A 15074-nucleotide genomic window follows, 5' to 3' on the forward strand; every position below is an offset into this window, starting at 1 on the left:
CCGAGCACCCCGTGGAGGGTGCTAAAGTTTCACTCGTTGCAAGGGCCTGTGGCGCAGTCTGGTAGCGCACCTCGTTCGCATCGAGGGGGTCTGGGGTTCAAATCCCCACAGGTCCACCGCAGGGCCGTTCACGAGTTAGCTCGTGAACGGTTCACGAAATCCCGTTCAGTCCATCCGACTGAGCGGGATTTCGTGCATCTGAGGCTTGGTACGGCATGGATGTTGTTCCGGGAGGTCCGGTTCGGGTCCGTGGGAACGCTGAGTGGAGCTGGCTGTGGCTGTGAGGGCATGGCGAAGCGGCCGTAGGACCCGGGTGGTCCTACGGCGCGCTGGTGGCTGTGCGGTTGTGCCTGCTTCGCCGATGCCGTTCCTACGGTTCGGGAGGCGGGGCGGAGCCGGGTCCCTCTGTCTCCTCGTCAGGGCTCTCGTACGGGTCGGGAGTCTCGGCGATGTGGCCGAGGGTGTAGTTCTCTTCCTTCCAGAGGCGCTGGTTGCGCAGGAAGGACTCGATGCTTCGCAGGTTCTCGACCATGAGCTGGATGGCGCTGAGCAGCGTTTGGGCGACTCGGCCTCGGCTTTGGTGTTTCTCGCGGGAGTGCAGGAATGTGTCGACGTTCTTGGCGCGGCCGTTGAGTCCTTCGACGTGGCTGCGCAGGCTTCGGTAGGCGCGCTGCCAGGCTTCCCGCCCCCACGGCAGGTCCTGGCGGAGCTTCGGCATGATGTCGACAGGCACGGTGATCGTGGACTGTTGGCAGATGGCCGGACGCTGGTGGGCCGGCCGTTGTGGTGGTCGTACGGTCGGTCTTGCGTCTGGATGGGCCTGCCGGGCGCGGCGGTTGGTCAGGTCGATGGTGTGGGGCTGAGCGCGGACGGGGCGGCGTGGGGTGTGGTTGCGGCGCCGGTGAGCGCCGGAGGCGTCGCGTTCCTGGGCCCAGGGGCAGGTGACGCGGGGGCTGGTGCCGGCGGCGGGGCACTGGCGGCGTTCCAGGCCGCGGTGGTCGGCGGACTGTTTCAGCGGGAGGACGTAGGGGTCCGCCTCCAGCATGTCGGGCAGGAGCTCTTCGCGGGTTCTGCTCTGCTTGGCGGCGGCCATGCGGGGGTCTGTCAAACGAGCGGTGTAACTCGGGTTGTTGAGGGTTACTGGCGTGCTGCGGAGAGTCGGCCGTCGAAGGTGATGTCGAAGGCGTTCAAGGCTGTCTTCCAGCGCATGGTCCAGCGGGCCTGGCCCTTGCCGGTCGGGTCCAGCGACATGATCGCCATGTAGACGCACTTCAGGGCGGCCTGCTCGTTCGGGAAGTGGCCGCGGGCTTTCACCGCCCGTCGGATCCGCGCGTTCACGGACTCGATCGCGTTGGTGGTGCAGACGATGCGTCGGATCTCGGTGTCGAAGCGGAGGAAGGGAGTGAACTCCTCCCAGGCGTTCTCCCAGAGCCGGACGATCGCTGGATACTTCTTGCCCCACGTGTCGGCGAACTCCGCGAACCGCTCGAGTGCGGCCTCCTCGGTCGCCGCGGTGTAGACGGGCTTGAGTACCTTGGCGATCTTGTCCCAGTCCTGGCGGGCTGCATAGCGGAAAGAGTTCCGCAGCAGGTGGACCACGCAGGTCTGGACGGTGGTGCGGGACCAGACGGCCTCGACTGCCTCGGGCAGGCCCTTGAGCCCGTCGCAGACGGGCATGAGGACGTCGTTCACTCCGCGGTTCTTGATCTCGGTGAGGATGTGCATCCAGTGCTTGGCACCCTCGCCGCCGTCGCCGGCCCACAGCCCGAGAATGTCCCGCCGGCCCTCGGCCGTGACGGCCAGGGCAACGTAGATGGGCCGGTTCGCCACGGCGCCGTCGCGGATCTTCACGTGGATAGCGTCGATGAAGACCACCGGATAGACCGAGTCCAGGGGCCGGTTCTGCCATTCGGCCATGCCTTCGAGGACCTTGTCGGTGATCGTGGAGATCGTCTGACGGGACACCTCGGCGCCATAGACCTCGGACAGGTGGGCCTGGACCTCACCGGTCGTCAGGCCCTTCGCGGCGAGCGAGATGACCATCTCGTCGACGCCGGAAAGGCGCTTCTGGCGCTTCTTGACGATCTTCGGCTCGAAGGAACCCTCGCGGTCGCGGGGCACGGTTATCTCCACCGGGCCGACGTCGGTCAGCACGGTCTTGGCTCGGGTCCCGTTGCGGCTGTTGCCGCCGTTCTTCCCGGCAGGATCGTGCTTGTCATAGCCGAGGTGGTCGGTGATCTCACCCTCGAGAGCGGACTCCAGGAGTCGCTTCGTCAGCTGCTGGAGCAGCCCGCCCTCGCCGGTCAGCTGCAGGCCCTCGGCCTGAGCCCGGCCCACGAGCTCGTCGATCAGCCGGTCATCCACAGACTTCGGCGGCACCGGCTCAGACGGCTCGACAGTCTCGGCCTCGGTCACGTTGTTGCTGGTCATCGATGCATCTTCCATGATCGGGAGTTACACCGAACGTTTTACAGTCCCCGATCAAGAGCAAGCGCAGGATCGGTAAGGCATCAGCTTGATAGCCTTGATCATTCGTGAGTCCCCGTCAGTTCGCTGATGATTGATCGGCGTTGGGGTGGTGCAGTCTTTTCGGGTGCGGGGCGGGCCGAGGGCCCGACGGTCGCGTCGGGTGTGCGCCGGGTTCCACTTTCCCGGGTGGTGGTGCGGGTTGTCGGGACGGTCGGGCCAGCTGGTCAGCCGGGGTTCGGGAGGGCTTGGAGCCGGTCGATCGCGTGGGAGATGACCTCGGTCCAGGGCCATCTGGCGGTGAAGCGGAGCCAGCGGCGGCGGCCGGTGTGGATGAGCTGCGCGGCGGCGGAGAACAGGCGGAGCCGGAGTCGTTTGGGTTCCCAGCGCCGGGCGTCGCCGGTCAGGGCGAGCATCGGCATCCAGGCCAGCAGGTCGAGGGCGATGGAGATGATCTCCAGCCAGATCCGGTTCTGTGCGGTGTCGTGCGGGGGCAGGTTGCGCAGGCCGGTGTCGCGGGCGTTTCGGATCCGGTCCTCGCAGCGGGCCCGCCTTCGGTGGCGGAGTTCAAGGTCGGCGAGCTGGCCGCCTTTGGTGTTGGTCGCGAAGCAGGTCAACCGCAGTCCGTCGAGGTCGGTGGAGCGCAACTGGGCGCCGGGGTGAGGCCGTTCCTTGCGGACGATCAGCCGCATCCCCCTCGGCCAGCTGGTCAGGTCGGGCATGTCGGTGATCTCCGCGACCCAGGCGCCGGGCCGCTCCGTGCCGCCGGAGTCGTAGGCCGGCGTCCACGCCTCCTTCGGGATCTTCAGCACCGCCTGGTGGATGGCGTCGGTGATGGTCATGCCGACGGAATACGACAGCCACCGGCCCCGGCGGGTCAGCCAGTCGAGGAAGGCGTGAGTGCCGCCGGCGGAGTCGGTGCGGATCAGTGTCTGGCGTCCGCGCCGCAGGTTCCTGGGCAGTTGGGCCAGGGCGAGTTGGGTGGTTTCGATGTGATCGCTCGCGGTGTTGGAGCCCGCATTGCCGGGCCGCAGCAGTGCGGCCATGGGCTCTCCGGCCCCGGCCTGGCCGTGGTCGACGAACGCGACGAGGGGGTGATGACCGAAGGTCTTCTTCCAGGTCGCGGTGGCGTCCTGCTTCTCGGAGTGCGCCAGGACCAGCACTCCGTCGATGTCCACGATCACGCTGCCGTCGGCGGCCGGACCGTTGCCCCCGGCCAACTCCCGGACTCCGCAGCGCACTTCCGCTCGGGCCGTGCGGATCGCGGTGAGCGCCTTGGGCCCGGCCGCGGCCAGGGTATCGATGAGGCGAGAGACGGTGGGATCGGAGGCCACCGGGCCGAACACGTCGGGCTCGGCCCTCAGCATGGCGACATCGGCCAGGCAGTCCCCGCCGAGTGCGACGGCCAGGGCCACATCCAGAAGGATCTTGCCCGGATCGTGCACCGCCCGCGGCTTGCTCCACGACGCCAACGCCGCCGATATCGCCTCATCCAGCCCGGACTTGCGGACCGTCTCCACCAACAGCACCGCCCCGGCCTGCGAGACCACCGAGCGGCCACCGCCCTCGACGCGGACAGGCGGATAGGACCCGATAGTCTTCTTCACTTGAGAAGTGCCTCCGGCGATGGCAGGAACAAGGACCTCGACAATCCTCATTCTTGCTGGTCAGAGGCACTTCTCGCTTACGCGGTCACCCATCGGACAGCCCGGTTCATGAAAGCGCGAGGCTAGCAGTGGCTTTGCCAAGGGCCTAGGTACGAGCTGTCGATTTCGTACCGACCGGCCCCCGGTACCTTGAGGCGCACCCACTCACCGTCACGCTCGATGCAGCCAGCGCTGGTACGCAGCCAAGGAGAGTAAGCGATGCGTAGGTTTACCGTCCCCCGTTTCCGTGCGCGGAGAGTGACTTTGGCGTTGTCGCTGCTGACCACAGACGCACCAGCGCCGGTGGCCATGGGGCGGGCGTTCTTGACTGCGTAAATCTGCCAGTTGGTGTCATGCCACACCGGCTTCAACCAGTTGGGCTTGCTCTTAACTAGATTGGCCTCATCCTTCGCCGCGAAGTCGGGCTCGCCGCTCGGCAGAACGACGTATGACACGGCCCAGTTGTTGAGCCAGGAGCGGTACTTCGCGGCGGAGAACCGACCTTCGTAGAAGAGGTCACCGCGCTCCACGTCGACCTGCCGATTCCATCCGCGGGCGAGATTCACATATGGGCCAAGCACGGTGGTCTCCCGGTGGTTGACCGCTGGCACGACCTCCACGCGGGTCTGGTCTGCACCCAGTCGGTCCAGCGCAGCTAGTACGCCGCGCGCTTCCGTGGCCCAGGTCGGCACCGGTGTCGACATCTTCGTCACATGCATGGTGTGCGACGTGACCCACTGAATGGAGAACACGAGCGCAACCGCGATCGCCGCTCTTTGCAACAGGCGCCCCTTGCCGGCGAGTACCGCAGCGAGCAGCACCGGGCCGCCGAACACTTCAGCCAGCCGGACGACATTGGCTCCCACGGGCGTGGGGATCAGCGCTGACAGAACGATGCCGAGTGTGTAGGTCGCGGCGCTGTAACGGAGCACTCGCCACTCCGGCGGAGCAAATGCAGCGAGGACAACACTGAAGAGGATCGGCTTCCATAGATCGCTCGTGGACATGGGCATCACGCCGCCGAACGGGAAAAACAGCGTCGTCAAGCCCACCACTGCAGTGGGTGGAACGCACAGTACGAGGGCTTTGCCGAAGTCTCGGTTCAGGAGCCAGCCCGCGCCACATACGAGGAGAAACAGACCTGCCACCGGGCTGGCCATGGTTGCCAGCAGACTGAACACACCGGCCGCGACAAGGCGTCGGCTGTTCCCCATCAGCATCAGGCATGCAGCCAAGGCCAGCGCAACACCGAGTGCGAAGGTAGACCTACCCGAAGCCACGTTGCCCCACAGGAACAACACCGCCAGGAGCGTGGGCCATATCGGGTTACGGACGCCGCTGCGTACGAACACGCAGCCGACGAGCCATGAGGCGGCAATACCTGAGGCTACGGTGACGGTTCGCACACCGAGCAGCGCCATCAGTTGCGGGGCCAGAACACTGTAATTTCCTACGTGGACGCCGCCGTACCAGGCGAGACTGTAAGGCGATCCAGGGTGGTCGGCGACAAAACGAGTCCAGGAAACCTGTGCGGCAAGGTCCCCGCCCCCAGTGGCGAGGAAGGCGGCCCACAGAATGTACGCGGGAAGGGCGAGAACGCTGGCCGCGATGGGCACACGATGCCGCTTCCAAAAGGGGCGCAGCCACCTTGGCCCGGCGGGAGGGATGTTCTTTCCTTGAGTAGGCAGCTCGGTTGTCGACGAGACACTGGATGCCACTGGTGATTCCGTTCAGTAACCTGCCGAGAGAACGCCCTGTAGGTCAGTCTCGCATTCAGCAGCTATTCCTTAGAGAGCGTCGCCCTGACATTTTCCGTATAACGCTCATTTGCGCTCTTCAGGTCATTAAAGTAAATTCTATCTTTGCCGATCTCTATTTCTTCCAAATTTCTTTCTGTTGAGAACCAGATGGTGACTATGCCTGTCTTCTTCTTGCATATTACGTCGGACACTGCAGTTGCGATCTCTCGCTTCACAGGGTCACCCTTGGCTCCCCACTTCCTGGCCGCATCCCAGGGGGTTGCGTAGTCAAAACCGGCCGCTCTCATGCACGCTTTCCACTTGGCGGCAGCGTTTTTCACATTGTGATCACGTTTGGCTGCCTCGAATGTACTCGACTTCAGGTCGTTGAACTTCGCGAGGGAGGTCTTTGCGCCACGTGTCAATGTCTGACCAGCCTCCTTCTGGCAGATGGCAGCGTCGGAAGCAGCGTCCTTCGAGAGGCTTGCCAGTCGCCCGCTCATCTGCTTGACCACGCTCCTGTACTCAGGCGACGACAGGAGCTCTGCGGGTGCATGGTAGCCAAACCTGCTGGCGACGTCAGGCTCGACGACTCCGAAGTGGAGACGATTTCGCCAGCTAGGAACATACTCAGGTGTCTTGATTAGACCCCATTCATGCCCTTTCTCTCGCATACATGAACGAACAAGATCATCAGTGGCCTCATAGGTCTTGACAATGTCATTATCGGACAATTCGTAGGAATCGAAAGGGAAGACGATACTCCTGGCCTCCACGGTTGGTGCAGGCACGTCCACCTCCGGCTCTCCGCCCGCCGGAGATCCTCCGGAGCAGCTGGCAACGAGCAGGACCAGGGCTACGAATGAAAGATATCCCCGACGCATTCGCATTCTTCCTTAATTTTCACATGCCGTCTGGGGGTGCCGCTTTGTGCGGCACCCCCAGACGTACAGAGTTTCCTAGAACCCGTTCAGGGACGTGGCCTTGTTCGAGAAGCTGTTGTTCCCGAAGTCAGAGTCCACGCTGGTGGGCTGCAGGCTGTAGCTCTGACCGTTGTAGTTCGAGTCCGCGTACATGTGGACCCAGTGGCTGCAGTTGTTCTTGCCGGAGTTGGCATCGTTGTCCATCGACGAGCCGCTCGACCACTTGTTCCCGACGAAGGTCGAGTCGTTGCCCGAGAATGCACGGGACCCGTCCTTGTAGCCGGCGGTCTGCCACAGCGTGACGCAGGCAGAGGCCTGGGTGCCGCTTTCGGCTGCGGTCGCGGCGGGGGCGATAGCGACGAGGCTGGTGGCGCATACAGCCGCGAGGCCGAGCGAAAGAGTGAGCTTACGCATTGCTTCCTCTCGAATTTTGGTCAGAAGCGAGAACCGTGACGGGGAACGGAATTTCCTTCTCCGCTTTCCGATTGCCCGCCGTTCGAACGCCGGAATACAAACATTGCATTCATATGAAGGTCAACGAATTTATGGCAGTGGCGCTGGCATATGGCCAGAAGTGATCCCCACCTTCAGTGAAACCTATCGAGTGAATCATCATCAGTATCCGATTTGAGCGACCCTATTGTCCTGTAATTTGCATACTTTGCATGATTAGTGAGTGGGGGACTGGAAGTGCGCACCGGGAGAGATGCGAAGTGACCTTCATATCTGGCCACGGGTGTCCGAAAGTGGCAACATGTCTCCATACCGTGTTCGCTCGAAGGTGGCGCAAAATCTGCGGCCGAATGTAGGGTGACTCGCTTCCGCGCTCTGCCCCGGCCATCGCCGAGCTCTGCTTCAAGGGCGGCTTGCGTTAAATCTGAGCGGTTGCTTCAGTACGTTGTTCGGCGGACCGAGGCTCCGGGGCAGCGTCTACGGACCAGATTCGTGGCAAGAGAGATGGAAGGCGCGAGGTGTTGATAAGCGGTAGCATTCTTGCAATTATCGGAACAATGTCCGTGTTCGGATCTTTTGCCATGAGCATCGCACACATGCGTCGATTTGCGGAAAGCGCCCCCGAGGCCCGGGTGCACGACACTGACGGCGCCATTAGGAAGGAGAGGACGCGGCAGCTCGCAGCGGCTATCCGCCCAGCTCGTCGCACCCTCGCGACCGGGTTGCTGCTGGTCACGTGCGGCGTAGGAATGATGGTCTCGGCCTTCCTGAGGTGACGATCTGCCCTCATGTCCCGTCACGGATACGAGAAGGCCTCGCATTGAGGTATTCCCGGGATGCGGAAGGTGGTGACAGCAGGTCAGATGGGGCTCACGAAAGGGGCTCTGGCCATGGCTGCGCCGAGATAGTAATCGCTGGAGTTGTGTGAGCGTGCGGTACGGATGTACCGGACTGCGGAACCGAAGCCTCAGATCAAGAAGCTGGCCCTCGATCTCGGGGTGCATCCCGAAGCGTTGTGCGGCTGGATTCGTCAGGCCGAGGCCGACGTCGGCGATCGTGATGACCGGCCGACCACCGCCGGGCACCGGGAGTCTGGCGGCGATCGGCCGATGGTCAGGGCCGCGTGCCGCGCCGAGAAGGGTCTGTCCGATGGCGCGGGCGGTGTACGCGCGGCGAGGCAGCAGGGTGGCATTGAGGATTACGTGCGCGGCCTGGCAGTTGGGGCACCGCGCCCGGTCCGGACGGACCACCAGCTCGCCGCCGGCATCACGGGCCGTCCGGGGTCTGGCTCGGCCCCACGGACGCAAGATCCCGCGGCACCCCGGACAGCGCACCGGGCCAGGGGCGGGACCGCTACAACGTCGAACACTTCGATCATGTGCCATTTCGTCAGGCCCCGGCCTGGCCCGGTGCCCCCGGGAGGGGCAGTTCGTGTTGCACTCTGGCCTGCTGGCGACGGCTGAAGCAAGGGAGTCCGCTCGTTCGAGGGCTCCGACACTGGACCGACCGGACACGGCACCGCACCCACGGCCGTTCAAGGGCTCTGGTCCGCAACTGCCTTTCGTCGACGAGGTACCGTCCCAAGTACACCGAGAGACCACCCGGGCACTGGCATCCTCAACGCCGGTTGCTGTCCGCGATATCGGCATCTCCAAAGACCCCCAACAAGCACGCCCGCTCCCACGGCTCCGTGCAGCGCGCCATGAGCGACGGACCGATCGACGCCGACCTGCTGCACGGGTCCTTTCGCGCTTTGCGATCTACCTCGCTGTCCCCGCGGCGGCATTGTGCTCTTCGCGGTGCCGGACAGCCTGTCGGCCACCCGGACGGCCCGTGCGCTGCCCCTCGGCCAGGCGAGCCCGATCAGCAGGGCACCGATCAGCTGGTGCACCCCGATCAGGGTCGTCAGCGCGGCTGTCGCGGCGATGCCGGCGGCGAGCAGGACCATGGTGACCGCATCGCTTTCGCCGCCCTCAGCGGCTCCCGGCCGGGAGTGCGCCCAGCGGGCCAGCCCCTTCCGCAGCGGCCCGAGGAAGAACACGGTGATCGCCGCGGCGATGAAGCCGTTCAACAGCACGCCCGCCGGTCCGCCGCCGTGGAGCTGGGCGAGAAGCCCGGTGAGCAGCAGCCACACCGCGCCGTCCCCGGCCGCCGATGCGAAGAGGCTCAGCTGACCCTGACGGGTACGGGTGAGCCCCAGGTCGGTCAGGATGCGGGCCAGCACGGGGAAGGCGGTGACGCTCAGCGCGCACCCCACGAAGAGCACGAACACCACCGGATTGCCGGCCGACCCCATGAACGTCGCGACCAGCGGCACGGCGACCGCGGCCCCGGCCGCGAACGGCACCAGCAGAGAGGCCTGGGTCACCAGGAGTGCCTGCGTCCCGGTGCCGCGCAGCCGCATTCCGGTCAGCTCGCGGCCGACTCCGAACATGAAGAAGACCAGGCCCACCTGGGCCAGCCCGTCGAGCATCGGGAGAACGCCGGAAGGGAAGAGCCAGCCCGCCGCGTCGGGGACGAACCGTCCCAGCAGGGTCGGTCCCAGCGCCAGCCCGGCGCAGATCTCCCCGATGACCCGAGGCTGCCCGAGCCGGTCGGCGAGCAGCCCGCCCAGATAGGCGGCGAGCAGGATCACCGCTACGGCGATCAGGAAGTGGCCGCCCTTGTCGAGACCGTGCGCCACGGCGGCCGCCTCCCCGGCGGGGGTCGGCTTCTGGGTTGCCATCCAGGTGGCTGCGGCGATCACCGCCAGGGGCACTGTCACGATCAATACCATGACGGTCCGGCGTCGTTGTCCGAACAGGCTCTCTCCACGCACGATGCACACTCTCCGTGTTCTCGATGGGCGGGCGATGCGGCTCAGCCGCGTCGGGGCTCGTCGTGCTCGGCGCCGAGGGACTCCCGGACCACGTCGTACGGCGGTGACGCGGCCAGGTAGAAGTGGTCACCGGGCACCACCCGTTGCTGGAAGGTGCCGGTGGTGTGCTCGGCCCATCGGGCGGCCTGATCCGGCGTCACGCGTGAGTCGCTGTCCCCCAGCACCGCGGTGACGGGGCAGCGCAGCGGCGGGCCCGCGCGGTGGGTGTAGGCCCCGAGCATCTGGAAGTCGCCCTTGACGTACGGCAGGATCAGCTCGCGGAACATCGGGTTGTCCAGCAGCTCGGCATCGGTGCCGCCCAGGTCCACCAGCGTCGCGATGGCGCTCTCGTCGTCCAGCGCGGCCGCTCGGGCCTCCGACCGGACGGAATGGGCCGGCCGGGTTCCGGAGACGAAGAGATGCGCAGGCCGCGCCCCCTCGGCCTCCAGGATCCTGGCCGTCTCATAGGCGACGACAGCGCCCATGCTGTGGCCGAACAGCGTCGTGGGACGGTCCATCAGAGGCCGTACGACATCCGCGATCTCCCCGGCCATCGCCACGAGATCGGTGGCCGGGGCCTCCCCGAACCGGTCGGCCCGCCCCGGGTAGCACACCGCGTGCACCTCGAATTCGGGAAGGCCCTTGCGCCACTCCCGGAAGAAGTACGACGACCCTCCGGCATGGGGGAAGCAGACCAACCGTCGGGTGGCGAAAGGGCGGGGTTCTCTGCATTCCGTCCAGGCCATCAAAGCGCTCCTGCTGGTCGTATGCCGAACATGCTCGGCTGTTTCACGGGCCCGCCCATTGCACCCGGCCCCGCTGACAGCCAACTGACAGGAGCGGGGAGGCGGCAGCCGTCCGCGCCGTAGGCTCGTGAGCATGGCGACTGAAGACGGCCCGGCCCGCGACCCGGAGCCCTGGCAGGACCGCACGGACGTGTACGACTTCCTGGACCGGATCCGGCGCCTGCCCGGCAGGTGGCTTCCCGGCGGCTCGCTCAGACACCTGGAGCTGCTGCTCACCGGCTACAGTGCGGCGCTCGGTGTGCACGGCGTCGAGGAGGACTTCGCCTTCCGGCCCGAGGGCGACTTCAGCCGCTGGCTCCGGGAGTGGCGCGGCGCGGACAGCTCGCGCGGCTGGGTGGCGGATATCGAACGCGACACCCCCGAAAGCTCGACCCCGGTCGAGGAGTTCTTCCGGCTCCTGGACGCCTACCGGGGCGAATTGGCCGAGGATCCGGCCCGGGTCTCCCCGTCGAACCGCTTTCCCGGCATCGAGTACATGGGCAACACCTTCGTCACCCTCTTCCGGCGACGACAGCTCCTCACGGATGCCGAACTGCGCCTCCAGGAGCGCGGGTTCCGCGTCGTCCGCCTCGCGGCGGCGGAGTGGACCCGCGAGCGCGACATGCACAGGGCCTTCGCCGCGGCGCTGCGGTTCCCCGACTACTACGGCCACAACCTCGACGCGCTGAACGACTGCCTCGGGGACGTGGCCTGCTACGGCCCCTACGACGACTCACCCGAAGGTACGGGGCTGGTCCTGTCCGTCACCGACTACGACCGCTTCACCGCCGCCTGTCCGGAGGCGGCCCAGACCGTCCTGGACATCGTCGCGGGCCAGGCCCGCCGTGCCGCCGTGCTCCGGCGCCGCTTCTTCTGCCTGGCCCACAGCGACGACCCGGGCATCCGGTTCGAACCGGTCGGCGCCATGCCCGTGCTGTGGAACCGCGACGAGTGGGCCGACGCCAAACGCCGCTGAGAAATGCTTCGGAGCAGCTGAGAAATGCTTTGGAGCATCAGGGCGCCCGTCGGATAGTTGACCGTATGGCGCTGACGATTTGGGTCGATGACTGGCAGATGCAGTGCTGCGGGGACACCTTCAGGCCGGGCGACGCCGTCTCGTGGCAGCTTCTGGAGGTCGATCCGGGGGATTACGCCGACATCGTCGGCAGCGATCGTGCGGCGGAGATCGACTTCCGCGAGGAGCACCACGGCCCGGGGGAGGAGCAGCCGCTGACACCCTTGCGGGTGGTGGACGTCACCGAGGTGCACTGCCGGTACGGCGTACCTTCCGGCAGCACGGCCGAAGTGCTGCGTCCGGTGCCGGGCTCGACCGAGCTGGTTCCGGTCGTGGAAGCGGACGGATGGGCGAAGGCCCGCCCCCACACCATGTTCGCCGGCTACCTGGTGACCGCCGAGCGGCCGGCCGCCGGGTAGGAGCGCGGCGGCGCCGCTCGCGGAGGGCGCGCCTCAGGCCGTCCCGTCCCGCAGCGGCTTCGCGAAGCAGTGGCTGTTGGGGTACGTGCGGTAGTGGCCGAACTTCTCGCAGGGCTCGTAGCCGCTGGAGAGGTACAGGGCGATCGCCTCCGGCTGCTGGTCGCCGGTCTCCAGGACCATGCGGACGCGGCCGGCCGCGCGGGCATCGGCCTCCAGCGCGGCCAGGATGCGGCGGGCCAGGCCGTTGCCGCGTCCCTCGGGTATGACGTACATCCGCTTCAGCTCGGCGTCCCCGTCCGAGTACCCCTCGGCGTTCCGCTCCTGCGAGCGCCAGCCGCCGGTGGCGACCGGGCTGCCCGACGCGTCGTAGGCGATCAGGTACAGCCCGTGCGGCGGGTCGAACATCGTGGCGTCCAGGGGTGTGACATCGCCCTCGTCCCCGTAGCGCTCGGCGTATTCGAGCTGCACCCAGTCGTTGAGTTTGACGGCGTCAGGGTGGTCGAAGGCCCGAGTGTGGATATTCATGCGTGCAATCGTACATGTATGCGTCGCTCGGATGTCGGTATCGTGCCGGGATGCTGACTGTGACCTCCGTGAATGTAAATGGTCTCCGCGCCGCCGCGAAGAAGGGCTTCGTCGAGTGGCTGGCGCAGACCGACGCCGATGTGATCTGCCTCCAGGAGGTGCGGGCCGAGGCGCAGCAGCTGCCCGAGGGCGTACGGGAGCCGGAGGGGTGGCACACCGTCCACGCCCCGGCCGCCGCCAAGGGCAGGGCCGGGGTCTCGCTCTACTCGCGCCGGGCGCCCGAGCGGGTCCAGATCGGGTTCGGCGGCTTCGGGGTCGCCGGGGCCGAGGAATTCGACACGAGCGGCCGGTACGTCGAGATCGACCTGCCGGGCGTCACGGTCGCGAGCCTGTACCTGCCCTCGGGCGAGGTCGGCACGGAGAGGCAGGAGGAGAAGGAGCGCTTCATGGCGGCCTTCCTCCCCTACCTGACCGGGCTGAAGGCGCGGGCCGCCGCGGAGGGCCGCGAGGTGGTGGTCTGCGGTGACTGGAACATCGCCCACCAGGAGGCGGACCTCAAGAACTGGAGGGGCAACAAGAAGAATGCCGGCTTCCTCCCTGAGGAGCGGGCGTGGCTGACCCAGGTCTTCGAGGAGGCCGCGTACGTCGATGTCGTGCGGTCGCTGCACCCGGACGTCGCGGGCCCGTACTCGTGGTGGTCCTACCGGGGACAGGCCTTCGACAACGACACGGGCTGGCGGATCGACCTCATCGTCAGTTCGCCACGCCTGGCGGAGCGTGCGGCGAAGGCGTATGTGGAGAGGGCTGCGAGCCATGCGGAACGGTGGAGTGATCACGCGCCCGTGACTGTCGTCTTCGACTTGTAGGGAGCGGCAGCGGAAAGCCCCGCCCGGCTGTGTTGCTCGCCGTCGCCGGACGGGGCCGCCTGGTGGGCGTCACGCGCGCCGTACGCCGCTGGGCGGGATCAGCCATTCCCGACCCCCACCCTTCGGCCACACGAACGTCGTGGGGCGCTTGCGGCGCTCTCCGGGTGACTCGGCAGGGTCTTCGTAGTCAGGGATCACGTCGCGCAGGATGCCGACCCTTCCGGCGTGGTCCCTGACCGGCCTGCCGATATCCGCGCGGGTGACCATCAGTGCCCCTCGGGGTGGCGCCGCAAGTAGACGTTGCAGTCGCTCACGGTCGTCCAGTCGCCCACGATGCGAGCGCGGTCCCGTACGGCGGAGAGTTCGACGCAACCCGCGCACCCGTCGATGGGGTCCGGCTCCCTGTCCAGGTTCAGCGGCAGTTCGATCGGTGGAGTGCTGTATCGCGTGGGTTCGGTCATGGCGGGAGCGTGACCCACCCCTGCGGACGTATCTCCCCTGCACGGCGGGCAGTTGAGAAGTCTGGAGCTAGGGTCGAAGAAAGCCCAAAAGGCCACGGCGAGGGGGTTGACTTGAACGCCGCTCTTCAGTCCGCCATGGAAGGCGCAGGCATGTCCACGCGGCAGTTAGCGTACCGGGTAGGGGTATCTGCGAAGCAGGTGGAACGATGGCTGGGCAATGCTGATCTGACACCACACGCAAGGAACCGAGCGGACGCCTGTCAGGCGCTGGGAGTGGACTAAGAGATGTTGTGGCCGAAGGCTGTGCAAGAGCGCGTGAAGACCGGCACTGACCGGGAGCTGGTCCACAGCTACCCCTACCGTTCCGCGTGCCCCTCCACGGTCTGGACGGAGCTTGTCGAGTCGGCCCGCACGGAACTCTTCCTCGCCGGCTATACGAACTACTTCTTCTGGACTCAGGTGCCGCACTTCGCGGAGACGATCCGGCGCAAAGTCGAGTCAGGCTGCCGCGTGCGGTTCCTCGTGGGGGACCCGGGTGGAGAGGTGACCCGCCGGCGAGAGACGGTCGAGGACGTGGCGTTGTCCGTCTCCACGCGCATCAGGATCACCCTGGAGCACCTTGACCGGCTCAGCCCGCTGGAAGGGGTGGAGACGCGCGTATCCGCACCCCTGGACGCCATCAATCACGTGAGCCTGTCCGTGTTCCGCTTCGACGACGACGCCTTGGTGACACCGCACCTCGCCCGGCTCGTGGGGCACGACTCGCCACTCCTGCACCTGCGCCGACATGGAAGCGGGGGCATGTTCGACCGGTTCGCGGAGCACGGCGAGGAACTGTGGGACCGGGCCAACCCCAGGAACCCGAGCCCTCGCGCCGAAGGTGGGACCACAAGGCACGTGGAGCGGTGAAGACTCAAGG

At 66.4% G+C, this 15074-nt stretch carries 14 protein-coding genes, 1 tRNA gene and 2 pseudogenes; 6 read left to right on the forward strand and 11 right to left on the reverse strand.

Annotation, left to right across the window (positions count from 1 at the left end):
- Positions 1 to 42 precede the first annotated feature (42 nt).
- Positions 43 to 116, forward strand: a tRNA-Ala gene (locus tag RLT59_RS22910).
- Between the two features lie 254 nt (positions 117 to 370).
- On the opposite strand, the gene RLT59_RS22915 is transcribed toward RLT59_RS22910, so the two are convergent.
- The 6 genes from RLT59_RS22915 to RLT59_RS22940 form a co-directional block, all read right to left on the reverse strand.
- Positions 371 to 1108 carry a hypothetical protein gene (locus RLT59_RS22915; RefSeq protein WP_311305122.1) on the reverse strand — a complete coding sequence of 246 codons (738 nt, stop codon included), beginning with the start codon at positions 1106 to 1108 and terminating at the stop codon, positions 371 to 373.
- Between the two features lie 29 nt (positions 1109 to 1137).
- Complete coding sequence (locus RLT59_RS22920) at positions 1138 to 2430, reverse strand: IS256 family transposase (RefSeq protein ID WP_311305123.1); 1293 nt, start codon at positions 2428 to 2430, stop codon at positions 1138 to 1140.
- 263 nt (positions 2431 to 2693) lie between these two features.
- Positions 2694 to 4073 (reverse strand): IS1380 family transposase, encoded by a 1380-nt coding sequence (locus tag RLT59_RS22925; RefSeq protein ID WP_311305124.1) that lies wholly within the window; start codon positions 4071 to 4073, stop codon positions 2694 to 2696.
- 122 nt (positions 4074 to 4195) lie between these two features.
- A complete protein-coding gene (locus RLT59_RS22930; protein WP_311305125.1) occupies positions 4196 to 5830 on the reverse strand; it encodes a hypothetical protein in 1635 nt (544 codons plus the stop codon).
- Positions 5831 to 5892: 62 nt separating this feature from the next.
- Positions 5893 to 6648 (reverse strand): hypothetical protein, encoded by a 756-nt coding sequence (locus tag RLT59_RS22935; protein WP_311305126.1) that lies wholly within the window; start codon positions 6646 to 6648, stop codon positions 5893 to 5895.
- A gap of 162 nt (positions 6649 to 6810) precedes the next feature.
- Positions 6811 to 7188: a peptidase inhibitor family I36 protein gene (locus tag RLT59_RS22940; protein ID WP_311305127.1), complete on the reverse strand. Its 378-nt coding sequence runs from the start codon at positions 7186 to 7188 to the stop codon at positions 6811 to 6813.
- 959 nt (positions 7189 to 8147) lie between these two features.
- Here RLT59_RS22940 and RLT59_RS39410 point away from each other — a divergent pair.
- Positions 8148 to 8288 (forward strand): annotated as a pseudogene (locus RLT59_RS39410) (transposase); the annotation flags it as partial.
- A 78-nt stretch (positions 8289 to 8366) separates the two neighbouring features.
- Here the strand turns inward: RLT59_RS39410 and RLT59_RS39415 are convergent.
- From RLT59_RS39415 to RLT59_RS22950, 3 genes and pseudogenes are all read right to left on the reverse strand, one after another.
- Positions 8367 to 8876: pseudogene (locus RLT59_RS39415) on the reverse strand (DUF6431 domain-containing protein); the annotation flags it as partial.
- Complete coding sequence (locus tag RLT59_RS22945; RefSeq protein ID WP_311305128.1) at positions 8762 to 9991, reverse strand: cation:proton antiporter domain-containing protein; 1230 nt, start codon at positions 9989 to 9991, stop codon at positions 8762 to 8764. The pseudogene RLT59_RS39415 and the gene RLT59_RS22945, both read right to left, overlap by 115 nt.
- 95 nt (positions 9992 to 10086) lie before the next feature.
- Positions 10087 to 10830 (reverse strand): thioesterase II family protein, encoded by a 744-nt coding sequence (locus RLT59_RS22950; protein ID WP_311305129.1) that lies wholly within the window; start codon positions 10828 to 10830, stop codon positions 10087 to 10089.
- 133 nt (positions 10831 to 10963) lie between these two features.
- On the opposite strand from RLT59_RS22950, the gene RLT59_RS22955 reads away from it, so the two are divergent.
- Positions 10964 to 11845 carry a barstar family protein gene (locus RLT59_RS22955; protein ID WP_311305130.1) on the forward strand — a complete coding sequence of 294 codons (882 nt, stop codon included), beginning with the start codon at positions 10964 to 10966 and terminating at the stop codon, positions 11843 to 11845.
- 65 nt (positions 11846 to 11910) lie between these two features.
- Positions 11911 to 12303 carry a DUF6578 domain-containing protein gene (locus RLT59_RS22960; RefSeq protein WP_311305131.1) on the forward strand — a complete coding sequence of 131 codons (393 nt, stop codon included), beginning with the start codon at positions 11911 to 11913 and terminating at the stop codon, positions 12301 to 12303.
- 33 nt (positions 12304 to 12336) lie between these two features.
- On the opposite strand, the gene RLT59_RS22965 is transcribed toward RLT59_RS22960, so the two are convergent.
- Complete coding sequence (locus RLT59_RS22965; protein WP_311305132.1) at positions 12337 to 12828, reverse strand: GNAT family N-acetyltransferase; 492 nt, start codon at positions 12826 to 12828, stop codon at positions 12337 to 12339.
- Between the two features lie 50 nt (positions 12829 to 12878).
- Here RLT59_RS22965 and RLT59_RS22970 point away from each other — a divergent pair, with 50 nt between their 5' ends.
- Positions 12879 to 13694, forward strand: a complete 816-nt coding sequence (locus tag RLT59_RS22970) for an exodeoxyribonuclease III (RefSeq protein ID WP_311305133.1) — start codon at positions 12879 to 12881, stop codon at positions 13692 to 13694.
- 266 nt (positions 13695 to 13960) lie between these two features.
- Here the strand turns inward: RLT59_RS22970 and RLT59_RS22975 are convergent, their stop codons facing one another.
- Positions 13961 to 14155 (reverse strand): hypothetical protein, encoded by a 195-nt coding sequence (locus tag RLT59_RS22975; RefSeq protein ID WP_311305134.1) that lies wholly within the window; start codon positions 14153 to 14155, stop codon positions 13961 to 13963.
- 285 nt (positions 14156 to 14440) lie between these two features.
- Here RLT59_RS22975 and RLT59_RS22980 point away from each other — a divergent pair, with 285 nt between their 5' ends.
- Positions 14441 to 15064 carry an XRE family transcriptional regulator gene (locus RLT59_RS22980; RefSeq protein WP_399125925.1) on the forward strand — a complete coding sequence of 208 codons (624 nt, stop codon included), beginning with the start codon at positions 14441 to 14443 and terminating at the stop codon, positions 15062 to 15064.
- Positions 15065 to 15074 lie beyond the last annotated feature (10 nt).

It is taken from the genome of Streptomyces sp. ITFR-6 (genome assembly GCF_031844725.1).
GTDB lineage: Bacteria > Actinomycetota > Actinomycetes > Streptomycetales > Streptomycetaceae > Streptomyces.